The organism is Pontibacter populi, assembly GCF_019336435.1.
In the GTDB taxonomy this organism is placed as follows: Bacteria; Bacteroidota; Bacteroidia; order Cytophagales; family Hymenobacteraceae; genus Pontibacter; species Pontibacter humidus.
Genome location: NZ_JAHWXQ010000003.1, coordinates 401,919 through 426,244 on the forward strand (window position 1 = coordinate 401,919; position 24,326 = coordinate 426,244).

Annotated in this window: 21 protein-coding genes; 12 read left to right on the forward strand and 9 right to left on the reverse strand. The window is 45.1% G+C overall.

Annotated features, from left to right (window positions below):
- The first annotated feature begins 80 nt into the window (after positions 1-80).
- Positions 81-1,619: a polysaccharide biosynthesis protein gene (locus tag KYK27_RS13450; protein WP_233150433.1), complete on the forward strand. Its 1,539-nt coding sequence runs from the start codon at positions 81-83 to the stop codon at positions 1,617-1,619.
- A 995-nt stretch (positions 1,620-2,614) separates the two neighbouring features.
- Positions 2,615-4,258: an ABC-F family ATP-binding cassette domain-containing protein gene (locus KYK27_RS13455; RefSeq protein ID WP_199110561.1), complete on the forward strand. Its 1,644-nt coding sequence runs from the start codon at positions 2,615-2,617 to the stop codon at positions 4,256-4,258.
- 116 nt (positions 4,259-4,374) lie between these two features.
- Here KYK27_RS13455 and KYK27_RS13460 read toward each other — a convergent pair whose 3' ends face one another.
- Positions 4,375-4,614: a hypothetical protein gene (locus KYK27_RS13460; protein WP_199110562.1), complete on the reverse strand. Its 240-nt coding sequence runs from the start codon at positions 4,612-4,614 to the stop codon at positions 4,375-4,377.
- A gap of 313 nt (positions 4,615-4,927) precedes the next feature.
- Here KYK27_RS13460 and KYK27_RS13465 point away from each other — a divergent pair, with 313 nt between their 5' ends.
- Positions 4,928-5,323: a hypothetical protein gene (locus KYK27_RS13465; RefSeq protein WP_199110563.1), complete on the forward strand. Its 396-nt coding sequence runs from the start codon at positions 4,928-4,930 to the stop codon at positions 5,321-5,323.
- A gap of 174 nt (positions 5,324-5,497) precedes the next feature.
- The gene (locus tag KYK27_RS13470; protein ID WP_199110564.1) at positions 5,498-7,741 is read left to right on the forward strand and encodes a cation:proton antiporter; all 2,244 of its coding nucleotides are present in this window, start codon (positions 5,498-5,500) and stop codon (positions 7,739-7,741) included.
- A gap of 95 nt (positions 7,742-7,836) precedes the next feature.
- Here KYK27_RS13470 and KYK27_RS13475 read toward each other — a convergent pair whose 3' ends face one another.
- Complete coding sequence (locus KYK27_RS13475) at positions 7,837-8,418, reverse strand: NADPH-dependent FMN reductase (protein ID WP_199110565.1); 582 nt, start codon at positions 8,416-8,418, stop codon at positions 7,837-7,839.
- Between the two features lie 194 nt (positions 8,419-8,612).
- On the opposite strand from KYK27_RS13475, the gene KYK27_RS13480 reads away from it, so the two are divergent.
- On the forward strand, positions 8,613-9,410 hold the full coding sequence (locus tag KYK27_RS13480; protein WP_199110566.1) for a HipA family kinase: 798 nt from the start codon (positions 8,613-8,615) through the stop codon (positions 9,408-9,410).
- Positions 9,388-9,771, forward strand: coding sequence for a DUF3037 domain-containing protein (locus KYK27_RS13485; RefSeq protein ID WP_199110567.1), 384 nt, complete (start codon positions 9,388-9,390; stop codon positions 9,769-9,771). The genes KYK27_RS13480 and KYK27_RS13485 overlap by 23 nt, the downstream gene beginning before the upstream one ends.
- Before the next feature lie 147 nt (positions 9,772-9,918).
- Here KYK27_RS13485 and KYK27_RS13490 read toward each other — a convergent pair whose 3' ends face one another.
- Both KYK27_RS13490 and KYK27_RS13495 read right to left on the reverse strand, forming a co-directional pair.
- A complete protein-coding gene (locus KYK27_RS13490) occupies positions 9,919-12,390 on the reverse strand; it encodes a TonB-dependent receptor (RefSeq protein ID WP_199110568.1) in 2,472 nt (823 codons plus the stop codon).
- A 457-nt stretch (positions 12,391-12,847) separates the two neighbouring features.
- Complete coding sequence (locus KYK27_RS13495; protein WP_199110569.1) at positions 12,848-14,404, reverse strand: protein adenylyltransferase SelO; 1,557 nt, start codon at positions 14,402-14,404, stop codon at positions 12,848-12,850.
- 277 nt (positions 14,405-14,681) lie between these two features.
- Between KYK27_RS13495 and KYK27_RS13500 the strand changes: the two genes are divergently transcribed.
- Positions 14,682-14,882, forward strand: a complete 201-nt coding sequence (locus KYK27_RS13500) for a hypothetical protein (protein ID WP_162426005.1) — start codon at positions 14,682-14,684, stop codon at positions 14,880-14,882.
- Between the two features lie 66 nt (positions 14,883-14,948).
- Here KYK27_RS13500 and KYK27_RS13505 read toward each other — a convergent pair whose 3' ends face one another.
- A complete protein-coding gene (locus KYK27_RS13505; RefSeq protein ID WP_199110570.1) occupies positions 14,949-15,368 on the reverse strand; it encodes a hypothetical protein in 420 nt (139 codons plus the stop codon).
- 178 nt (positions 15,369-15,546) lie between these two features.
- The gene (locus KYK27_RS13510; protein ID WP_199110571.1) at positions 15,547-15,882 is read right to left on the reverse strand and encodes a hypothetical protein; all 336 of its coding nucleotides are present in this window, start codon (positions 15,880-15,882) and stop codon (positions 15,547-15,549) included.
- 1,055 nt (positions 15,883-16,937) lie between these two features.
- Here KYK27_RS13510 and KYK27_RS13515 point away from each other — a divergent pair.
- The 4 genes from KYK27_RS13515 to KYK27_RS13530 all read left to right on the forward strand — a co-directional run bounded on the left by KYK27_RS13515 (position 16,938) and on the right by KYK27_RS13530 (position 20,354).
- Positions 16,938-17,363, forward strand: coding sequence for a DoxX family protein (locus tag KYK27_RS13515; RefSeq protein WP_199110572.1), 426 nt, complete (start codon positions 16,938-16,940; stop codon positions 17,361-17,363).
- Between the two features lie 127 nt (positions 17,364-17,490).
- On the forward strand, positions 17,491-18,360 hold the full coding sequence (locus KYK27_RS13520; protein ID WP_199110573.1) for an aldo/keto reductase: 870 nt from the start codon (positions 17,491-17,493) through the stop codon (positions 18,358-18,360).
- Between the two features lie 297 nt (positions 18,361-18,657).
- On the forward strand, positions 18,658-19,812 hold the full coding sequence (locus KYK27_RS13525; protein ID WP_199110574.1) for a zinc-dependent alcohol dehydrogenase: 1,155 nt from the start codon (positions 18,658-18,660) through the stop codon (positions 19,810-19,812).
- 11 nt (positions 19,813-19,823) lie between these two features.
- Positions 19,824-20,354, forward strand: coding sequence for a hypothetical protein (locus KYK27_RS13530; protein WP_233150434.1), 531 nt, complete (start codon positions 19,824-19,826; stop codon positions 20,352-20,354).
- Between the two features lie 74 nt (positions 20,355-20,428).
- Here the strand turns inward: KYK27_RS13530 and KYK27_RS13535 are convergent, their stop codons facing one another.
- From KYK27_RS13535 to truA, 3 genes are all read right to left on the reverse strand, one after another.
- Positions 20,429-21,211, reverse strand: a complete 783-nt coding sequence (locus KYK27_RS13535; protein ID WP_199110575.1) for a hypothetical protein — start codon at positions 21,209-21,211, stop codon at positions 20,429-20,431.
- 175 nt (positions 21,212-21,386) lie between these two features.
- Entirely contained in the window at positions 21,387-21,869 is a 483-nt protein-coding gene (locus tag KYK27_RS13540) for a hypothetical protein (protein ID WP_199110576.1), read from the reverse strand.
- 536 nt (positions 21,870-22,405) lie between these two features.
- On the reverse strand, positions 22,406-23,257 hold the full coding sequence (gene truA, locus KYK27_RS13545; RefSeq protein WP_233150435.1) for a tRNA pseudouridine(38-40) synthase TruA: 852 nt from the start codon (positions 23,255-23,257) through the stop codon (positions 22,406-22,408).
- A gap of 92 nt (positions 23,258-23,349) precedes the next feature.
- Between truA and KYK27_RS13550 the strand changes: the two genes are divergently transcribed.
- Entirely contained in the window at positions 23,350-24,183 is an 834-nt protein-coding gene (locus KYK27_RS13550; protein ID WP_199110577.1) for a hypothetical protein, read from the forward strand.
- Positions 24,184-24,326 lie beyond the last annotated feature (143 nt).

The window sequence follows — 24,326 nt, forward strand, 5'->3', positions numbered from 1 at the left end:
GACCGATGTTTCATTTGCGGACAGTCAATATCTTTGTTGTACTGCTAGTTAACTTCTTTATTTCTTCTTCGCTGTTAATTATGCTTCGCATAGGAGCTAAGGCACTGTTCTACTACATAAAACGTAGTACTTCAGGTGAAAGAGAAACGGTTATGATCTATGGTTCAAATGGCTACTCATTGCTGGTAAAGCAGGCGCTCGAAACAAGCGGAATGGGGAAATACATTATTGCTGGTTTCATAGATGATAATCCTAATAAAGTAGATAAAACGATACAGCAGGTTAGGGTATATCGTGGCAAGGATATTAAAAAACTGCATAGAGCCATACACATCGATAAGCTTTTTGTTTTAAGTGAGGATCTTAAAACGGATGATAAAAAGAAAGTAATTGAGAAGTGTGTTGAACTAGGAATTAAGGTGCTGACTGTGCCACCTACGGCTGAGTGGATGACTGGACATCTTAGATTAAATCAGATACAGGACCTTAAAATAGAAGACCTTTTACAACGACCACCTATTGTAATTGAGAATAAGAAAGTATCGCGCGACTTGTCAGGTAAAAGGGTATTAATAACTGGCGGCGCAGGTTCAATAGGTTCTGAAATTGTAAGGCAAGTGCTGAGCTATAACCCGGAGATGGTTATTATCTGCGACCAGGCGGAGTCGCCATTGCATGAGTTGCAGTTGGAGATGGAAGAAGCTTATCCTGGTTCTGAACTTAAGCTTTGTATTGCTGATATCCAGAATTTTAACAGGATGTACTCAATTTTTAAAGAGTACACACCTCACTTCGTGTACCATGCTGCTGCTTATAAGCATGTACCCATGATGGAGAATAATCCAGCAGAAGCTATACTTACCAATGTTCAGGGGACTAAAAACCTGGCTGACTTATCGATGACTTTTGATGTGGAGAAATTTGTAATGATCTCCACGGATAAGGCCGTCAACCCGACAAACATAATGGGGGCTTCCAAACGAATTGCTGAGATCTATATTCAGTCGCTTAATAGCGTAGGAAAGGATGTGAAACAAAGCAGTGAGAATAAAGGAAAGCAAACACGTTTTATTACTACGCGCTTTGGCAACGTGTTAGGTTCGAATGGTTCCGTTATTCCGCGTTTCAGGGCACAGATACAGAAGGGTGGACCAATTACAGTAACGCACCCGGATATTACCCGCTATTTTATGACCATCCCGGAAGCAGTGCAACTGGTGCTGGAAGCCGGAACTATGGGCAAAGGTGGTGAAATCTTTATATTTGATATGGGGGAGCCGGTTAAGATCGTAAACCTGGCTAAAAAGATGATCAAGCTAGCAGGTTTGGTGCCTGATGTTGATATTGATATCGTTTACTCAGGGTTGAGACCCGGAGAGAAACTGTATGAAGAATTACTAAATGAGGAGGAAACGACTATTCCTACGCACCACAATAAGATAAAAATCTCGAAAGTGAGAGAGTATGCTTATAATGAGGTTGTAGCAGATGTAAATGAACTTCTGACCTTAAGTAAAGAAAGTGAAGAACTGGCGGCTGTAAAGAAAATGAAAGGTATGGTGCCGGAATTTTTAAGCAAAAATTCACGATTTGAACAGCTGGATACGGTAACGGAGTAAAACTGTTAACAATTAGCGAATAATCCCCATCAGTCTGGTTTAGGCCAAGAATGATGGGGATTATTGTTTTTAGTCTGGATTGGGGTTTACATGATCAGTGGGTTTTCAGAATGCAACTTTTACTGTAGTTAGTGGATCTATTGCTATAGTTTTTGGTGCTGCAACCTTTTCAGCCCTCATTATCTAAAAACGGGGGCTTTCGATTACGGCTATGGTTTAGGCTAAGTTAGTTGCTGTATTAACCCACCCCTGCCCCTCCCGAGAGGGAATTGCGGCTATAGCTACAGTTAGGGATAAAGTTTTATAGTTGAGGTTTTAACACCCCTGTAGTCCCCTCGAGGGGACAATTCTGCTATTGCTAATTTTTAAACTATAGTTCTATAGTTACATAACATGAGCAGGACAGGTTTACCTGTTCCCTCGAAACTATCACCACGATCAATCTCGAAGCTTATAGTTTCAAACTATAGATGCTGGCAACTATGCAAAAGATATCAGTCTTTGGGTGGAGCGCCTTGTAGATTTCTGATGCCTGAAAGGGCATTGTGAGGCACGAACAAAAGAAATGTACACCGCGCGATGCCCGAAGACGGGGCCTCTCGGCCATGAGGGCACCAAAGCCAACTATAAAACAATAGGTAAGTAAAGCTCCCAGGATAGGAGGATGTTTGAAAAGAAGGCTTAGTTTAATTAATAAAAAATCAAACTATAAGCCGAGATAGATTTCTCTCTGCGTTCGAAATGACAAAAGAGAGGCAAATTAAAATCCCACAGCTAACACTCGGGATGACAAAAGTGAAACTATAGAACATATAAGGTCCCTCGAGTCCGCTTGGGATTACGGACAATTATAGAAAACAACTATAGCCTAACTCTTACTGATGAAACCTTTTGCAACACAATTTCCTTAAACCCAAGAGCACAGGCTACGGCTATAGTTTGTAAACCAAAATTCGAAAGATAACCCTTATCTTTGCAGCCTTAACTATAAATTTATGATCTCAGTTGACGCGGTTGCGGTGGAGTTTAATGGCTCTACGCTGTTTAGCAACGTTTCTTTTAATATCAATGAAAATGACCGGATTGCCCTGATGGGTAAGAATGGTGCCGGTAAATCTACACTGTTAAAAATTATTGCAGGCGCTAGCAAGCCTACGCGTGGTAAAATATCCGCACCTAAGGAAGCTATAATTGCCTACCTGCCGCAGCATCTGCTGACTGAAGATAACTGCACTGTGTTTGAAGAAGCATCGAAGGCATTTGCTAAGGTGCTGGACATGAAAAAGCAGATGGATGAGTTGAACGCGCAGCTGGAGACACGCACCGATTACGACTCTGACGATTACTATAAACTGATCGAGCAGGTATCCGAACTAGGGGAAAAGTATTACTCTATCGAGGAGATAAACTTTGATGCTGAGGTTGAAAAAACATTACTTGGCCTGGGTTTCCTGAGAGCTGACTTTACAAGACCTACCAGTGAGTTTAGTGGCGGCTGGCGCATGCGAATTGAGCTGGCCAAGATACTTTTACAGAAGCCCGATCTGATATTGCTGGATGAGCCTACCAACCACATGGACATAGAATCGATCCAGTGGCTGGAGGATTTCCTGGTGAACAATGCGAAGGCGGTAATTGTGATCTCGCACGATAAGACTTTTGTAGACAACATTACCAACCGAACGATTGAGGTTACGATGGGCCGCATTTACGACTATAAAGTTAACTATAGTCAGTATTTGCAGCTACGCAAAGAGCGCCGTGAGCAGCAGCAGAAACAGTATGATGACCAGCAGAAAGAGATTGCTGATATTCAGGGATTCATAGACCGCTTTAAAGGTACTTACTCCAAGACGCTGCAGGTTCAGTCAAGGGTGAAGATGCTGGAGAAGATGGAGATAATTGAGGTAGATGAAGTAGATACTTCTGCGCTAAACCTTAAATTTCCGCCAGCACCACGTTCGGGTAACTACCCTGTAATTGCAGAAGGCCTGACCAAAAAATATGGCGAGCACACCGTATTTAGTGATGCGTCGCTAACTATAGAGCGTGGCGAAAAGATCGCTTTTGTTGGTAAGAACGGGGAGGGTAAATCTACACTGGTGAAAGCCATCATGGGCGAGATCGATTTTGATGGGAAACTGCAACTGGGCCATAACTGCATGATCGGTTATTTTGCGCAGAACCAGGCCTCGTTACTCGACGAAGACCTGACTGTTTTCCAGACGATAGACGAAATTGCAATTGGCGATGTACGTACGCGTGTTAAGGATTTGCTGGGTGCGTTTATGTTCAGTGGTGATACGATCGAGAAGAAAGTTAAAGTACTTTCAGGAGGGGAGAAGACCCGACTGGCTATGATCAGGCTATTGCTGCAACCGGTTAACTTGCTGATACTCGATGAGCCTACCAACCACCTCGATATCAAAACAAAAGATATTCTGAAAGATGCCTTAAAAGCATTCGATGGAACGCTGATACTCGTTTCGCATGACCGTGATTTCCTGGATGGCTTGGCGAACAAAGTATTTGAATTCGGTAACAAGCGCATACGGGAGCACTTCGAAGATATTAATGGTTTCCTGAGAAATAAGAAAATGGAGAACCTGCGTGAAATAGAGCGCACGGTAGCGAAGTAAAACTATAGGTAGACTGGAACTATAGGAACCTTTATCCAAAAACAAAAAGAGCTGCCTTTGTATAGGCAGCTCTTTTTGTTCATACAAACTAGTAACTGAATTCAGTTTTATCTGAATTAGTGTTTGTCTTTTTTATCATGATCCCGGTCTTTATCTGCATCCACAGTTTTAGTATGGGTTGTTGTATCGTAATCTACAACAGTTTCAGTAACTTCATATTCTGTTGCAACAGAGTCACGGTCTACCACCTTGCTGTTGTCACCTTCGGCATGGGTAGTATTATCATTTGTTCTATCGCAGGCTACCATACCGAGCGAGCCCAGTACAAACACACTTGCTACTAATATCTTTTTCATCGTTTTAGAGTTTAGTTCTACATGTACAGTACAATATCCGGAGTTTTATAGCCAGATACCGTTCTTTGTTTTAGTACGAATTAAATGCAATAAAAGGTTTAAGAATAGCTGATTTGCTTTAACCTCCCTGATCAATATAATTCAATTTAGCCTGTAGGATAGAATGACTAACTATAGCTGTAAGCACAACCTACCAGCTAGGGATAATAAATATGCATCCGGAAAATTATAGATAAAGAAACCAGTTTTTATGCTTTGCTGGGAAATTAGGCTTGCAGGTAAAGGGGAAAAGTTTATATTTTTGTAGCACACAATGCTGAAACTGAAGAAGAGAATAGATGGCTACCTGAAATACCCGCTAATGTGGGTGATGTTGTTATGGGCTTTTACGATGCCCGGACACGAGGTGAGAATCTACAATTTTCTGATTCGTGCCCTGGCTGGTAAACCTACCACTGTATTTGGGTATGCCCGGACAGAAGTCAGCTCATCTGAGAAACAGCAGCAGGAGAGCTATGCTTACCTGGAAGCTGCACCGGCTACTTCTTTCGCAGGTAAGATCAAGTTTCAACCTCTGGGAACCGAGTCAGGTAGTTTTTATTTCTCACCGGATAATGCTGCGACCTTTTCCTCTTTTACCGGATATAGTTTTAAGGATCCGGCGCGCAAAGATCAGCTGCTGATCGCTTTACTTCCCAACGCACCTTAATAAGCTCCGAAATGTAAAAGATAACTATAGTTCGTGGGCGTACTGCAACTATAGTTTGTTGGTTTTTGGTATCAAACTATAAAACCTGGTGCACTGGTACCTATTTTCTGAGAGCAATTATCCTTTTTAAGCATAAAAAATTATCTGCGGCCATGAGGCTGCCTGTTTAATTATATGACACACCTTCCAAACCTTATTTTAGACCTGGGGCTTATACTCGGCGCTGCAGGTATCACTACCCTTATATTTAAAAAATTAAAGCAGCCCCTGGTGTTGGGCTATATTATTGCCGGCTTACTTGTGGGGCCGCACGTGGCCATTCTCCCAACGATACACGAAATAGAGAACATACAGATCTGGGCAGAGATAGGCGTAATTTTCCTGTTGTTCAGCCTCGGGCTGGAGTTCAGTTTTAAGAAACTGGTTAAAGTGGGCGGGGCTTCGTCTATCATGGCGCTGGTCGAGGTCGTCGTCATGCTGTTGCTGGGTTACTTATCCGGAAAGCTGCTCGGCTGGTCCACCATGGATAGTATCTTCCTGGGTGGTATACTTTCTATTTCATCCACTACTATTATCATTAGGGCTTTTGAAGAACTGGGTGTAAAGTCACAACGGTTTGCCGGGCTGGTTTTTGGTGTGCTTATAGTAGAGGACCTGGTAGCGATACTGTTAATGGTATTGCTTTCGACGTTAGCCGTGAGTCAGCAATTTGCGGGTTCCGAGATGCTGAATGCCGTACTGAAACTGGGCTTTTTCCTGGTAGTTTGGTTCCTGGCTGGTATTTTCCTAATACCTACTTTCTTAAGAAAGGCCAGCAAACTGATGAACGACGAAACACTGCTGATTGTGTCGCTGGCGCTCTGCCTGCTGATGGTGATACTGGCAGCACAGGTTGGCTTCTCACCGGCACTGGGCGCATTCATTATGGGTTCAATCCTCGCCGAAACGACCAAAGCTGAAAAGATTGAACACCTTGTCATGTCAGTAAAGGACTTGTTCGGAGCGATCTTCTTTGTGTCGGTTGGTATCCTTATTAACCCGGAAACCATCATTACTTATGCCGGCCCAATTGCTATTATAACTATAGTTACGCTGGTTGGTAAAGCGGTGAGTATTACAGCAGGCGGCTTAATGGCAGGCCAGGGACTCAAAACGTCGGTGCAGTCGGGTATGAGTGTTTCGCAGATTGGTGAGTTTTCGTTCATTATCGCCACGCTTGGCCTTACCCTGAAGGTGACCAGCGATTTCCTGTACCCGGTAGCGGTAGCGGTTTCGGCCATCACCACCTTTACAACGCCGTACATGATCCAGCTTTCTACACCGCTTTATAAATTCCTGGAGCGTTTGTTGCCCGAAAAATGGAAGCGTTCGCTGGATGAGTATAGCTCAGGTGCACAGGCAATCAACACTACCTCAGACTGGAAAATTGTGCTGCGCTCGTATGTCGTAAACCTGGTGCTTTACTCGGTAATCATCATTGCCATCGTATTGCTGGCAGCGCGTTACCTTAACCCGTTCATCACCGAAAACGTGATAAATGGCCAATACGGCGATATCGTTACAACTACCATTACGCTTATCTTTATGGCACCTTTCCTGTGGGCGTTTGCAGTTTATCATCCACAGAAAGAAGCATTAGGCAGGCTTTGGGCCAACCGTAATTACCGCAGTTTGCTTATCGTTATAGAGTTCATCCGGATAGGGCTGTCGATTCTGTTTATCGGTTTCCTGCTCAACCAGTTCTTCCCGGTGCAGGTGTCTATAGCTGTTGGATTGGCAATAATTGGCGTGCTGGCTATTTTCTCTAAAAGGATTCAGAAGTTTTATATCCGGATTGAGCAACGCTTTATGATGAACCTGAATGCCCGCGAAATAAAGGCGGCGAGCAAAATGCACCACACCCTTACACCCTGGGATGTGCACCTGACCAGTTTTGATGTGTCGCATGAGTCGGTAGTGGTGGGCCGTAGTTTGTTTGAACTGCAGGTACGCGAAAAGTATGGCGTAAACATTGCCGTTATTGAGCGCGGCGACCGGACCATTATGGCGCCTACGCGGCAGGAACTAATCTTCCCGGGCGACCGGATTTATGTTTTTGGTTCGGATGAGCAGATAGAGAAATTCAGGCAGTTTGTGCAATCGGAAGCTGATCTGCAGGTAGAGCGCGACCGGGCCGAAGACGTGAAATTACAGCAACTTGTCATTTCTGAAACTTCGCCCTTGCTGGGCGCAACTATACGGGAGTCAGGAGTGAGGGAACGCACTAAAGGACTTATAGTTGGTATCGAACGCAGAGGCCAGCGTATCCTTAATCCGGAGTCAGATTTCAGGTTCCAGGTAAACGATATCATCTGGATAGTAGGCAGCCCGTGGCGGATCAGAGCACTGGAAGCTGTAAATACTGTTATGGCCAGTTAAGCTATTAACCGCTAAATTATTTAAGATCCACCCTGGTGCTACTTTATGTATTGCTGGGGTGGATCTTGTTTTTGTAAACTATAGTTTTCTGAAAATCAGGATATATTGACTTCTGAAGCTATAGCCATCCGGCGTTTTGCCTCTATGCACCAGAGCATTTCATTCAGGAAATTCTTAGCCCGTTTCTCTGTTCTTTCTTTGTCGGTAGGGTTTCCGGCTTCATCGTAGTTATCTGCAGCGTTTGGCACGGGAAACATGGCCGGCACTACCCAGGCCCGCATTTTCCATAGTGTGAATTGCAGCGATGCCATGACCTGTGTGCCTCCAAAATTTCCATCCGATACTGTTACCAATCCGATCGGTTTGCGGTGCCATTCTTCGTACAGCAGGTCTACTACATTCTTCAGGCTGGCAGGGTAGCCGCCGTTATACTCGGGTGTTGCAATTATCACACCGTCCGCATGTCTTATCTTTTCAGCAAATGCTATAGTTTCTTCGGTAGGATCTTTCTGGAATTTCAGCCGTTCCTCGAAGATTGGGAAATTATATTCTTTCAGGTCCAGGATTTCTGTGGTGGCTAAATTATTTTCCTGTATAAATTTCCGGAAGAAAAGGGCTACACAATGCGTATTGCGGCCATGGCGTACACTGGATGAAATTATGACGATGTGCGGCATAAACTATAGTTTGGTGATTGCGGTTTTATCCTTCAACTGGGAAAACCAGCTGTGGGTTATAGACTGTTAAAAGAGTAAACTATAAATCAGCAACAGGAAACTATACAACCACTTTTTCAGAAATTCACCTTAAATTCGGGCTTGCGTTACTGCCGTTCGTTTAGTTGCGGAAGAAGCGGAAGCGTGCAAATTTTATGATTGAAGAACAACAGATACGAACCGTGCAGGTAAACCGGTATGTGACGCCATTACGCGAAGGAGGCTCACTGCCTGCCATCGTGGAGGCCGACGACGAGTTTATGTACGTGCTGAAATTCAGGGGAGCAGGGCAGGGGATAAAGGCACTCATAGCCGAACTTATTTCCGGGGAGATTGCCCGTTTACTTGGTTTCCGGGTACCCGAAATTGTGTTTGCAGGGTTGAACGAAGCCTTTGGCCGAACCGAACCCGACGAAGAAATACAGGACCTGCTGCGCGCCAGCGAAGGCCTGAACCTGGGACTGCATTACCTTTCCGGGGCCATTACCTTTGATGCGCTGGTTACAACGATAGATGCCACCACAGCCTCGCAGGTAGTGTGGCTCGACAGCCTGATAACCAACGTAGACCGTACGCCGCGCAACACCAACATGCTGATGTGGCACAAGCAACTATGGTTGATCGATCATGGGGCATCGTTGTATTTCCATCATGCGTGGCAGAATTGGGAGGAGCAGGCCAAGCGCCCTTTTGCGCAGGTAAAAGACCACGTGTTGTTACCCCAGGCCACCGAACTGGAAATGGTTGATGCCGAATTTAAAGCCATTCTTACACCGGAACGCATTCAGGCTATAGTTGCGCTGATACCAGAGGAGTGGCTGATAACTATAGAATCGCCGTTTGAAACTGCCCAGGAGCACCGACAGGCTTACGCACATTTCATCAATACCCGGATAGCTCATTCAGAAACCTTTACCAAAGAAGCGCAACATGCAAGAAAAGCACTTATTTGAGTATGCCGTAATCCGGGTGGTACCCCGGGTAGAGCGCGAGGAATTTCTGAACGTAGGCGTAATCTTGTATTGCCGAGACCAGGGCTTCCTACATACACTTTACACGATAAACGAACATCGCCTGTGTACCTTTGCCGGCGATATTGATCTGCAGGAATTACAGGAGCGCTTACAGGCTTTTGAGCGCATCTGCTGTGGCCGGAAAGAAGGGGGCAGAATCGGACAACTGGGACTTGCGGAGCGGTTCAGGTGGCTGACAGCGGCACGCAGCACCATCGTGCAAACATCGCCGGTGCATCCGGGCCTTACCACCGATGCCAATGCAACATTGACCAAACTCTTTAACCAGCTGGTGCTGTGAGCCAACTATAGTTTAACTTAAAACAAAAGACCGCCCAACTATAAACAGGGGCTGTCTTTTGTTAAGTAGCCTGTCCTGGCGACAGACTTTTGCTGGTAACTTTACAGTTCATCCAGCTACAGTTCTGAAGCATTTTTTTGAGTCCTGTTAGTTGCCTCCGGCCCGGTTTTTCTCTTCTTCGGCACCACCGGTTTTACGTCGTGGTGCAGAGGCCTGCGCTTTACCAAATTTATAGTTGAAGGTTAGCGTTGCTACCCGCGAGTCGCGCACCTGGTAGAAGTTTTCGGAATAGTTGTTTATAGTGGTGGCTCCGTTGGTTTTGTTGGTGTAAAAGATATCGCTCACGTTAAGTTTGATACTTGCCTTCTTTTCCCAAAGCTGTTTCTGCACTCCTGCCGATGCAAACCAGACAGGCTCTACATCCAGGAATCCATAGGCCTCTGCCGTTCTGTAAACACCGGTCGCCTCGGCAGACCAGCCTTTAGCTAAATTAAATGTGTTGTTAGAGTTGATGTTAAAGGATAACTGCTGGTTGTTAAGCTCATTATTGGCAATGTCGCCGCTATACACACCATAAAACGACGTAAAGTTGTTAACGCTGTTAAACCAGTTGCCAATTGAAAAAGGTATGGTAACTGAAGCAGCATAATATTCAAAACGGTCCAGGTTCTCGAACGATTGCTTTACAATTTTTGCTGGCTCTTTACCTTCCTCTTTATTGGACAAATCCTGCTGCAGTACCTGTATGATTGGATCCGAGGTGTAACTATAGCTTAGTTTGGTTACAATGCGCTGATCAAATGTATGCGTAAACTCAAACGAGTAAGACGTCTCCGGATTCAGGTACGGGTTACCTGTTGAGTAAGTGCTTGGGTCTAAGTAATTCTTGAACGGGTTAAGCTGGTTATACGATGGCCTGTTGATTCTGCGGCTCAGGGATAAACCAAGGTCATGCTTTTTGCTTAGCGTGTAGCCTACAAATGCACTCGGAAATAGCTGTGTATAGTTGTTGTCCAGTTTGCGTTCTTCTTCTTTTACTGTCTCTGACAACTGCTCGCCTTTTGCATTGGTGTTTTCCAGGCGCAGGCCAAGCTGCAGGCTCATCTTATCCCATTTTTTTGAAGTATTCAGGTAAGCAGCATTAATGTTTTCGTCATACAGGAAGTGATTGCTTTTATCAATATCAAATATATTTCCGCCATTGGTTCTGTTATAAAACTCCAGGTTGTTATCGGCACTTACCAAACTGCTTTTAAAACCGGCCTCCAGTTTACCATCTATGCTGGTAAGTGGCTGTGTATAGTCCACCTTGGCAGACCGGATGCTCAGGTTGCCATCCAGGGTGCCATATAGCAGGTTCGGAACGCCTTTCAGATTGCCTTCCGGGGTGTAGATTTTGGTGGTAAAGTCCTGTTCGTCAGTGTTGTCATAAACAATGTAGTCTATGTCTGCTGTTAGTTCGCGACCGGTGCTGTCTATGGTATGTTTCAGGTTCAGGTTAATACCGTGGTTGCGGCGGTTGTGGCCGGCAATGGCATTTGTAATAAAGGTGGAATCTGCAACGCCGGAAGCATTACGTCCTGCTGCTCTGTTCAGGTTGTCTCTGTCTATGTTGGTCAGGTAACCGCTAGCTACGATGCCTACAGTAGTTCTTGGGGTCAGGAAATAATCTGCGCCAACACGTGCGTTATGCGTTTTAAACTGGAAGTTGAACCTGTTCTGCTGATCATAGTTGCCGGCAAAGTTCTTGTCTTCATCAAAGAACGTGCGGTCGATGTTCAGCTGGGTGAAATCGTCGCGGTACACATAGTTGTAGCTTCCGAACAGATTCAGTTTTTTAGCCCGATGGTTGAGCTGTAAGCTTTGGTTGGTTTTGAACTTCTCGCCGTAACCAAAAGAAGAGGTGATGCTGCCGTTGGTGCCCAGGCTTTTGTCGCGCTTCAGTTTAATGTCGATGATGCCGGAATTACCCGCTGCGTCGTACTTGGAGGATGGGTTGGTAATGAGCTCAATCTTATCAACCGAATTAGCCGACATGCTGCGCAGCACATTGGCAAGTTCTGCCCCCGTCATCGGCACTTGTTTTCCATCGATCATCACAATCACACCGCTACGGCCGCGCATGCTGATGTTATCGTTCTGATCTATGGTTACGCCGGGTGCTTTTTCCAGTACCTCAAGCGCGGTATTGCCTGCCGCCGCGATACTGTTTTCCACATTCAGCACGGTCTTATCCATGTGCTGCTCGATCAGTGGTCGTTGTCCTTCCACTACTACTTCTTTCAGGCTGGTGCTGTTCTCATTTAACACTAACGTTCCTACCTGCACAGCACCGGAGGTTTCAGTTAGTGCGATCTCGTTGCTCATCACCTTGGCGTAGCCCACCATGCTGGCTGCAATCCTATAATTTCCGGCAGCAACTCCCTCAAACTGGAATGCCCCGGATTCTTCGGATAACATGCCCTTAACCAGCGACGAATCTTTGGCTTGCAACAACAGCACATTGGCAAAACCGACAGGCTTTTTGTTGCCATCGAGTAAGGTGCCTTTTATCGTTGCCTGCTGCGCGCTCAGGTTCGAGAACAGTAGCAGCAAAAGTGGTAGTAGTAATTTCTTCATAGTTTTAGAGGTTGATTTATTTGTGAACTGTATTAGTTATTATAAGCAGTTTATAGTTGATCCCATCTTTTTAAGAAACGCCAATACCAATTCGTGTGCCAGTTGTGTAACGTGTTGTCCTGTAGTGACTTGTGTGTATTATTATGTTTTTGTAGTTCACAGAAACACCACGTTGCTGTCTGTTTTCGAACAGCAATTCGTCTGAAAATGAACACTGCCATAGTTTATAGTTCATCATAGGAGTATCAAAAGTTAATAGCATATACGATGAGTTTCGTACATTAAGGACAAACTATAAATGGAGAGGTTGCACCAGGTTAAAAATATTTTTAAGGTTATAGTTAAAGGAGATAGGAGAGAAGAAGAGCTATAGTTGCTCCAGGCAAACTATAGCTAAAAAAGAAAGCCACACCGAAAGTATCAATGTGGCTTTTATAGTTTGAACTATAGGCTTGATTTACGAACTACACGAGAGCATGGAGCAACCTGCTTTCTGGCTGGCCCATTCCGGACGTGTCTGGAAGAACTCGTCGAACTTATCAGAGTAAGGTTGTTTCATGGCTTCCTGTAGTTTCAGGAACAGCGTGTTTTCTCCTTTTTCCAGTTCTTCTATGGCCTGGTGCAGCAGGTAATTTCGGAGTACAAATCGTGGGTTGGCTTTCCGCATTATCTCCTGTGAAGCCTGCCTGGTAATGGTATTTTTGTTCAGTCGCTCCAGGTAATTTGTGATCAGACTATAAAGCTGCTCGCTTTGTTGCGGAGTCAGGTCATCATACAAACTGTCCTTAAAATAGCTGGCCACTTCATCGGCACTTTCCATGAACAAAGGAAGGTCGATCAGCAACTGATAAAAGATCGTCATATCGGGTTTAACGGCGGCAAGCGTTTGCTCGAATTGTGTTACCAGCTCCGTATCCGTGTTGGTTACTTTATCGAGGCCCAGTTTTTTGCCCATCATCTGGTAATACTTCTTCCAGTAGATTTCCTTATATGTTTCGAGTGCAGCTAACAAGGCATCTTTCTCTAGCAATGGAAGTAGCGCAGCGGCCAGGCAACCCAGGTTCCAGTAGGCTATGGATGGCTGCTTGCCAAACGCGTATCGTCGGCCCGGAAGGTCAGTGGTGTTTGGTGTAAAGTCCGGGTCGTAATCATCTACAAAAGAGTAGGGGCCATAGTCAATCGTTAGCCCAAGCACCGACATGTTATCGGTGTTCATCACGCCATGTACAAAACCTACGCGCTGCCATTCTACCATCAAAGTGGCCGTGCGTTCCACTATTTCTTTAAACCAGGTAAGTACTTTGTCCTCGCCGGTTAGGTGCGGGTAATAGCGTTCAATAGTCCAGTCTACAAGTTGCTGCAGGTGGTTTGTTTCCTTGCGGGCATTCAGCATTTCAAAGTTCCCGAAACGCAGGAAGCTTGGTGCAACACGCATCACTATAGCGCCGGGCTCGTAAGCTGCATTTCCGTTGTAAAACATATCGCGCAAAACCGGTTCGCCTGTAGTTACCAGGCTAAGTGCGCGTGTAGTTGGCACGCCCAGGTAATGCATCGCCTCACTCATCAAATACTCACGCACCGACGATCGCAACACTGCACGGCCATCCGCACGACGTGAATAGGCAGTTGGTCCGGCACCTTTTAATTGCAGTTCAACCGTTTTGCCGGCTATAGTTTCCCATTCGCCAAGTGTAATGGCCCGGCCATCGCCCAGCTGCCCGGCCCAGCTACCGAACTGATGTCCGGCATAGCAGGCCGCATATGGATACATGGTTTCGGTAACTTGATTGCCACCTAAAATGTCAAGCTCCTCCTGGGTTGTTGGTTTTGCAATTCCAAGCTCCTCAGCCAGTTCCTCAGACCAAGCCAGCAGGCTTACTTTTTCTACAGGCGTGGGTATGGTTTTGCTGTATAAAACGCCGGGTGTCTGGCGGGGTGTCAGGTTGCCGCTTTCGTCGCCGGGGAAAGCGGTTACAAAATCTTTTTTATAATGTTTTGAGCGAAGGCTCTCCATAGTTCAGGGTTTTATAGTTGTTCATCCTTACCAACTATAGCTTATAGTTTTCAGGCTTCCCAACATAACAAGTAAAAGGCAGTATTAGTTGAGTTTTCACGACAGCATTCAGCAAAAATATTGATAAAACTGCTGCGTAGTTTTTAGCTGAACTTTAACGGCTTATATAAAGTATAGCAGTAAATCAAAAGCAGCAATAAACGCAAATGTAACTATAGTTATATCTTATGTGGGCTGCAAACCGTATCTAAAGTGAAATGAATTTAAAGCTATAAAAATGGAAAATAACCTGTCAAATACATCACTCAAAAGTCTGATCCAGAATCCGTCTCAACTGGCAGATATCATGAAAGATCCGGGTAAACAAGGACTGGATTTTTATAACAACTTAACTGTAAAAGAGCAACAGTATATTTTATTTGCTGCAGCCGCAGGCCTTATCGGGTATGCCATTTACCTGGGCAGGCAACACAGCTAATCAGCAACTATAAAAGGTATGGGCTCAGGCTCATACCTTTTTGCTTTTATAAGATCAACAATAGTTCTATTTTCTGCCTTTGGTTTTCCGGGCTTTGTTCTGCTCAGTTTTTAGTTGCTTAAATTCCTCGTTGTCGATAGTTACGGTATAGTACACTTCCGTCAGGATATTCAGGTCAGCATCAAAATCATACGTTACCGTCAGGGCTAATTCCTTGCCTGGGTTCAGCACATAGTCATCGCCTACTTTATCGTAAACTTCAAACTCGTATTCACCTTCTTCCAGTTGCTTGTTCGGGATGCGGGCCAGGCAGTCGCCGGTTATTACCAATGGTTTTGCAAGATCAACCACTAAATCAAAAGGCTGGTAATATTTGCCGTCTTTCTTCTGGGTAATGTATTCTATTTTGTCCAGGTGTATCTCAATGCCGCTGTTATTGCTGTCGCGTTTGGCTTTAATATCCTGTATGTTGCCTTTTAATCTCATGTGCTTTTTGGAGTTGATGTGCTGAAAGTGTGGACGGCTATAGTTTAGCCATGCATTGCTTTACATACAAAGATAATAACTATAAACTTAAGCTTCCGGCTATAGTTGCAGCACAAAAGACAGAAACACAAAAGGCACGGAGGTATCCGTGCCTTTAGATCTGTTGGTAAGAAGAATTTTATTCTTTTTCGTTGCCTAAATTCTCGTTGCTTTTGTGTCCTTTCAGAGTGCTGGCATTTGGCTGGTTGTTACGGAATTCCTTATCAGTACTGTCGGCTCCGCGGGTAGTAGTTTGCGGGTTTGCGTTAGAGCCCTGCGGACTTTTCTGATTCGGGTTTTGTTTGCCATGTTTGGCACCACCGCTGCTGCCCTCACGACTAGGCTTGTTCTCGCCACGGGTGTTGTCAGCGCCACCGGCTACACCTTTTGTTTCCGAGCCTTTGCCCAGACCGCTCACACCTTCACCTTTTCTAGAATTCGGATCCTCTGGTACGTTTCTGTTATTGTTGCTCATCGTTTGTTTTCTTTTGGTTAAAAATTAAAATTCGGTACCCAATTTTTGATTGGGCTTATAGTTGTACGACCAAAGCAGCAGCGAAGGTTAAGCCGATGTGGTTGTTGGTTAAATGTTTTATAGGTAGCGTGGTCCAACCACCCCCAGCCCCTCCTTATCTAAGGCGGGGAGTTTTTACTGCCATTGCTATAGTTTGAAGTTTCCGTTTTATAGTTGACAATTAACCCACCCCTGCCCCTCCCGAGAGGGGAATTTCGGCTGTAGTTATTGTTGAGGTGTCGTTCTATAGTTTCCGTTTCTACACCCCTGTAGTCCCCTCAAGTGGGACAATTCTACCTTTGCTAATTTTCAAGCTATATTTTATGGTTCCAGTCTACGAACTGGACAGGTTCACCTGTCCCCTCGGAACTATAGCCACGATATATCTCGAAGTTTACCGGTTCAAAATACAGAAGAACTATAGCTAACGAACTGATCACAGTCTTCGGGTTGAGCGCCTTGTAGATTTGTGGTGCTGAAAGCATTGCGACGCAGGAGCAAAGCAAATGTACACCGCGCGATGCCCGAAGACGGGGCCTCCCGGCCGCGAGGGCACCAAAGCAAACTATAGAACTATAGGTAAGTAAAGCTCCCAGGATAAAAGGATATTTGAAGGGAAGGCTTGGTTCTAGTTGCAACTATAATTAGCAAAAAGCTGAGATAGATTTCTCGCTACACTCGAAATGACAGAAGTGGAACTATAGAAGCCAGATTTCTCATTGCATTCGAAATGACCATAATGTGTGAAGCAACCATAGGATACATTAGATTTCTTAGCCCCATTCAGGATGACAATTAGAAACCATCAACTACGATTTTGTAGATAGAGAGCGTAGGAAAGAACGGGGCGCTACCTACAGTTAGTAACCGGCAAATCACAAGTAAAGGATAACTCATGTTTTACATAAATTAAGTTCAACTTTATATATAGTAATACGTTTATGGCTTTGTGTAAACAACAGTATATTAGAGTTTTATAGCTTAGCTTATGTGTTAAACTTTACAAATAATAAACGATGAACAGAGTTTTAGGAAATTACAGTCCGCAGCTGTACGCGGTACTTCGCATTGTGGCAGGACTCCTTTTTGCCATGCACGGCACTCAAAAATTGTTTGGCTGGCCAGGAGGCGGCGATACTGTTGAAATTGCGTCGCTGATGGGGCTGGCAGGAATTATTGAGTTTGTAGGAGGCCTTCTGATCGCTTTTGGTTTATTTACCAGCTGGGCCGCATTTATTGCCAGTGGCGAGATGGCAGTAGCCTACTTTATGGCGCATGCCCCGCAGGGCGCATGGCCGATACTTAATAAGGGAGAGGTAGCCGTACTTTACTGTTTCCTGTTCCTGTACATGGCCGCACGCGGGTCCGGTATCTGGAGTATTGATGCTGCCCGACACCGGGGAACCGTGGCGGATGCTGACGTGCATCGCTCTCGTGTCTGAGTCATACGTTTAAAACTTTTCGCGTATAGTATAGTTTGTTTACGAACCAGCGTAGTGGCTTTATTACAAGCTTCTGCACTGGCTCGTATAGCTATTCAAAATTCTGTAACCACAGCAAACTATATTTATGGCAGATAACACTTCAATTACCAAGACATTCACAATCGGCAATGATCTCACAGTTAACCGGATGGGCTTTGGCGCCATGCGCATTACAGGTGAGGGAATTTGGGGACCACCAAAAGATAAGGACGAAGCCATAAAAGTACTGCATCGAACAGTAGAGCTAGGCATAAACTTTATTGATACCGCCGATAGTTACGGACCCAACGTATCGGAAGAACTGATAGCTGAAGCACTTTACCCTTACCCTAAAGACTTGGTTATCGCTACAAAAGGTGGCCTTACGCGTACCGGGCCAAACGTGTGGCCAATTAATGCAGATCCTGATTATTTACAGAAAGCGTTGGAAGGCAGCCTGGAACGCTTAAAGCAGGACCGGATAGATCTGTACCAACTGCATCGGGTAGATCCGGAAGTACCTTACGAGAAAACCCTCGAATTTCTGCAGCGTGTGCAGGAAGAAGGCCTGGTGAAACATATCGGTCTGTCGGAAGTTACGGTAGACCAGATCCGGAAAGCGCAGAAGTATTTTAAAGTGGTATCGGTACAGAACAAGTACAGCGTTGATTTCCGGACCAAGTGGGAAGAAGAACTGAAGTTTTGCCAAGAGCAGGACATGGCTTTTATTCCATGGAACCCGATAAATGCGGGCAATGTGGGCGCAATCGATAAACTGACTGAGATCGGTAAAAAGTACGATGCGTCGGCGCACCAGGTAGCGTTAAGCTGGCTGTTGCACCATTCTCCAAACATCCTGCTCATTCCCGGTACTTCTAAAGTAAAACACCTCGAAGAAAATTACAGAGCGGCATCCATCGTATTGTCGGACGAGGACCTGCAGGAACTGGATAAGATAAAACAATCCGAAAAGTAATTGCATTACGCTACTCAGAATGAAAAAGGCCCCTAGAGCATTGCGCTGCAGGGGCCTTTTTTATAGTTGAAGGATACCAAACATATCAGGTGCAATTAAACTATAGTCAGCCGCTTACATACCACTATTTAAATATAGCGTTTTACTTTAAAAGTACAATTTATGCAACTTTGATACTATAGATTAGTATCTACCTAAACATAATTAGTATGCTTTCCGACCAATGTTTACCAGAACGCTGGCCATTTTTAGCATTTTAAGCGATGTATATGTCTCAAATAAACTGAAAACAAACTTATGCTGGCAATGAACTACCGGGGTCCAAAAAGGGTCCGAATTGACCAAAAACCAATGCCTGAAATTCTGCATCCGGAAGATGCCATTGTTCGGGTGTTACGCTCCTGCATCTGTGGGTCTGATCTGCATTTATACAATGGCAACGTACCGGATACGCGCGTGGGAACCACCTTCGGGCACGAATTTGTGGGCGAGATAGTAGAAGTAGGCTCTGAAGTGACAAAGGTAAAAGTAGGCGATAATGTGCTGGTGCCTTTCAATATTTCCTGCGGCAAATGCGTGTTCTGTAAACAGGAACTGTATGGTAACTGTCACGAAGCAAACCCGGAAGCAACAGCAGTAGGTGCTATTTATGGTTACTCGCATACCGCTGGTGGTTACCATGGCGGGCAAGCCGAGTATGTGCGTGTTCCGTATGCCAACGTAGGCCCAACTATAATACCGCCGGGCATGGATCTGGATGACGCCGTGCTGCTGACTGACGTGGTGCCAACCGGTTACCAGGCTGCTGAAATGGCCGGTATACAAAAAGGAGATACGGTCATGATATTTGGTGCCGGCCCGATTGGTATTATGGCTGCCAAATGTTCGTGGTTGTTCGGTGCAGGCCGCGTAATTGTTATAGATAAGGAAGAGTACCGACTGGAGTTTGTACGCAACTACGCACAATGCGAGGCTTACAACTTTGAGGAGATAGGCGACATGGCCGTATTTGCCAAGAAAACCACAGACTCGCTTGGGGCTGATGTGTGTATAGACGCCGTTGGTGCCGAAGCAGCTGGTAATGCCATGCAAACCATAACCGGCCGGAAACTGCTATTGCAGGCTGGCTCGGCTACAGCATTGCACTGGGCTATAAACTGCGTTAAGAAAGGTGGTATTGTATCTATAGTTGGGGTATATGGCCCAACCGATAACCTGGTGCCGATCGGCAATGTGCTGAACAAAGGACTCACAATACGGGCGAACCAGGCTTCGGTAAAACGCTTGTTACCACGATTGATTGAGCACGTGCAAAATGGCGTTTTAAATCCTAAAGCACTGATCACACATCGTTTACCGCTGGAAGAAGTTGCCGAGGGGTACCGTATGTTCTCAAACAAACTGGATAACTGCATTAAGCCGGTTCTTATTCCACCATCAGCCAAAATTTAATGAAAACTATTATGGAAGATAAAAGACCTTTGGAAGATACTATACCTTTCGAAAATAACAGAGGCCCTGCCGACCACTCACATATTAAAGGCTGGGGCATTGATGCGGATCCGAAAAATGATCCTACCTATCCGATGAAAAAGCGGACCAACGGGGAGCACGAAGGCTATACCTGGGAGCGGCCTACACAGCAACCTGTAAATATGGAAGTACTCTACTCAATAGAACGACCTAACATGACGGCTGTTTTTGGTACGGCTGCACCGCTGAGAGGCCTGAGTGGAGCTATCCGGAGAATGGCTTATAAGAGAAGTGAAAATGAATACAGCCATTGGTTGCCACTTATCCTGGCTGACCGTGTAGATGTGGTGGAAGGTGTTATTGATGACTTTAAGCATGGCAAAATACCTAACATTTTTGCAGAGAAAGGCTATGTAGCCGACTGGCATCATAACAAATCAGGGTTACTGGCAAGGGTTGCTATTCTAGCCGGAATTACGGCTGCGGTAGTTATGCTGGCACGCAGTAACAGCCGCGACTAACAGTAAACAATGTTTTAATAAAAAGGCAACTATAGTTTTATAGTTGCCTTTTTTGATTTCAGTTGTGCTGTAATCTACCATTCCATTTCGTCATCCATATCCTCATCATCTTCCAGTACATCCTCTTCAAAATCATCGTGCTCCTCAAAAGCATTTTCTGTTTCTTCGGGTTCTTCCTCAATACCTGTAATGCCGGCTTTTTGTAATAAGTTGTCAACAAGAGGTTGCTGTGCTTCATCGTAAATCAGTTCGCCGCGCTGCAGGAACCTGTTGGCATCCAGGAGCACTTCGTAAATAGGGGTGTGTATGTGTTTGGGTATTTTGTAGAGTCGTGGGTCGTTTTTGTCAAATGGTGTTTCAACCTTAGAACTGAACAGGTAGGGGATAAGTGTTTTAGAACAGCTGATAGCAATGCGGTGTACCTGGTGGTCTTCAAAGTATTCCTGCAGCCTTCCGTTTATGTTTTCAAAAAACTCAATTGTTTCACCAAGCCGCACACGCGACCCGGCTCTGGATTTACCTTTTGTTTTCAGGTATTTTATCTGACTTTTTCCCTGCTTTTTGCGCACCATATACGACCTGAAAACTTTATGATCTCGGTTCACGCCATTCTCAAAATATCCCAGCGCACAGTTGCCGGATTGTATTAGTAGGACCACATAGTTTACCTGCGGCTTAGTTGGTTCTTTTGATATTGGCGGAAGCGTGAGCGGTAACCGGAAAAAAAGCTGGTCGTTTCCTTGCTCATCCAGTAAAGTAAGCCGGTGTTTCTCAGCATCATATTCCGCTCTGAAATCTGACTGCTGTATCGTTTTTAGTAAGTCGGCTGCTTTGTTTGTGGGCAGAAAACGGTGCATAGGTAACTGGTAAATTGCTCTTAGTAGGGTAGCAAGTTCGTGAAAAGTACCAGCATTTTAAAGAGTAACTTTTAGTGGGCCGGCTGTTCACTTAAACCGAAACTGCCCCAAAACAAAACAGGTGCGGACTATACGTCCGCACCTACTCAGTTTTAACCTTAATTACGTTACAGGATTATTTATTCCGAACGAATTTGTAAGTATAAACACCTTTTTTAGATGTTGTTTTTTCGCTGTCTGGCACATTGTATGGGAAACCAGCCCAGGCTTCTTCATCTTCCCAAACCATCTCTGTATCCGATATTTCTTTTATCAACCAGTCGGTGGTAACACTACCCTTGGTTAGCTGAATGTAGTTCGGGTTATCTTTATCCGGGAAACTATAGTTCCATACGTCTTTTTCGTTGCTGCCCGGTAAAGTAACAGTCATTTTTGTTCCGTCGAATTTGAAGTAAGCTTCCACATCGACAGAATCCTGATACATGATCGTATCATTTATGCTATAGTAAACTCTTTTCTGGAAATTGTTTGTCCAGTCGCCTCTCATGTCAGCATCTACTTCAGATACCGGTGGTGGTGGTGTTGGTTCACCTTCGTCGTCGTTGCAAGAGCTTAACGATAATAGAGCAAGCAGAGGCAGTAATAATAGCTTTTTCATAAAAATATTTAATTGATAAGGATGTTTGGTTTTACTGAATACACTTGTGAGTAGATCGTAGAAGTTTGCTGTAAGAGCTGTGACAGCGCAAAAATCAAATTTCTTTCAGCTACGCCTCATTCCGGTCAGGGTTTCAGATCGCTCACGTACTCAGGTAATGTTTATACTATTTTTATTCAGATATAGATATAACGGAATTTAAATTAGCGGGTTACTTAAAAAATCTGTTTTGATGCAAAAAGAGGTGCGTTTTCCGCTAACAGCGTGGCTGTGGAAGCTGGTAAATGTCTGATAAAGAGCTGTGAGGGTTGTTTTTGAAACTATAGATAAAATTTTTAAATCCGTTTTAAGCCTATAGTTTAGATTTAATTTTAGCGTTTGATAATTGTATTTTTAAAATATTGCTGCTTAACAGCGTAAAGCGGTAACTATAGTAATGCGTATTTTGTGTTGTCAACTCCCGTCACGTTTTAATGTCGTGAATTTTTTAAAACAGACTGCTTACCAGACATCAGATTGCCGGCGGTAATTTGAGGTTATACTTCCAGCCAGGTAGTTGAATCGGGGGTTTGAACTATAGTTGAAATGGCACTACGGGTGGGCAGATCGAGGTAGGGATAGGTAACTTTAGAAAGATAGAGGCCCTGCGGGAAAGCGGGAGCTAAGTGTTTTGGAGCGGATTCGCAGCGAAGGTAGCTTTCAAATTCAGCTACAGTTAGTGTGCCGTTACCAACTTTCAGCAGTTGCCCAACTATGATACGGATCATCCGGCTCAGGTACCTGTTTGCCGAGATTCGGAAACGAAGCCTGTCGCCACTTTCTGTGGTAAGCCAGCGGGCTTCAGTTACATAACATATCGTACTTTCCTGGTCGGCGGGGGTAAGGCAGAAATTCCGGAAGTCTGTATAGCGCAGGAGCAGGGCGGTGGCCGCTTTCATAGCTCCCAGTTCCAGGTTATGGAGCAGATAAAGCGAACTCCCGTTGCTCAGAAAAGAATCTTTGTAGGTGTGTATAAAGTAATCGTAACTTCTGGCAGTGGCATCGAACCGGGCATGTGGCAAGCCATCCATCGGTATAATGTTAAAAACGGAGATGTCATCGGGCAGCACCTTATTTAACCGGAACAGCATATCAAATTCCCACGGCTCCGCTACATCCAGATGGAAAAAGAATTGACTAGCATGCACCCCGGCATCGGTACGGCCGCAGCCAACTATAGCCACGGGTCTTTTCAGTATTTTCGAGAGAGCGTCTTCTATCACTTCCTGCACGCCCAGGCCATAGGGGTGACGTTGCCAGCCTTTGTAATTGGTGCCGTTATAGCTGATATGGAAGAAGTAGCGCAAGGTATGGAGTTTAAAGCCGGATGTAGGTGGCAAGATAATCATCTTAAGGCAACTATAGCACTATAGCAAACAAGAAGAACATAACCGGGAAGCAGATCAGTCGTTTAAAAAGGAAACAAACCTAATTAAAAACTATGGACAGACGAGAAAGAGATCGCTACGACTACGGAAGCTATGAAGACTATCGCGATGATGCACATTATCATAGCGCCAGAAATTTGACAGACGAATTTGAGCGAGGCTACCGTGCCGGCAGAAGCCACCGCGACGAGGACCGGGACAACCGGGTACGTTCGTACCACGAAGGCGATATGGGAGATGCCTATGAAAGACGCAGCAGAGAAGAAAATAGCTTCAGGGGAAATTCAGATTATCGCCAGAACAACCGGAACCAGCAGCGAAGTTACTCCGATAACATGAGCCACGACCGCGACAGGTTCAGCAATTACCAGGATGATTATAGAAGTTACCAGGGCATGGACAGAAGCGACAGCATGGATAACAACCGGTCGCTGCGCGGTAATGTACGCCGGGGGTATGGCATCTCTGATTACGAAGGTACTTCAGACCGTTTCAATACCTTAAACAGTAACCAGTACAGTAGCGGCAGCAGAAATAATCAATCCGATTACTCCGGATCCCGTGAAGACCGCAGCTCCCGTTACGGAAGCAGTATGGGCGAATCATCTATTCACTCTGATCGCGGCATTCCGAACTATAGCGGCAGTAGTTTTGCAGATGATTATGGCAGTATGAACAGTGGTTACGGCAGCCGTAACTATAGTGGAGGCGCAGGCTACTCAGACAGTAACCGCGGCGGATCGTACGGCAATCAGAACTATGGCTCCTCATCAGGCAACTATGGTGGCTATGGCTCCAGGGGCAGCGGTTCGTATGGCGGCAGGAGCAGTGAAAATTCAGGACGCAGTAACTCGCCGCGTAATTACAACCGCGACACCAACGACTAAGGCAGCTTATAACTATAAAAGGTGCTAAAAAACCAGCCGCTTCCGAAAGGTAGCGGCTGGTTTTTTTATGAGCTATAGCTGTTTGTAATTACTGAAAAGTAAGGACTGCGTTCGTTGAAAGATAGAGACTTTCACCTGCCGAA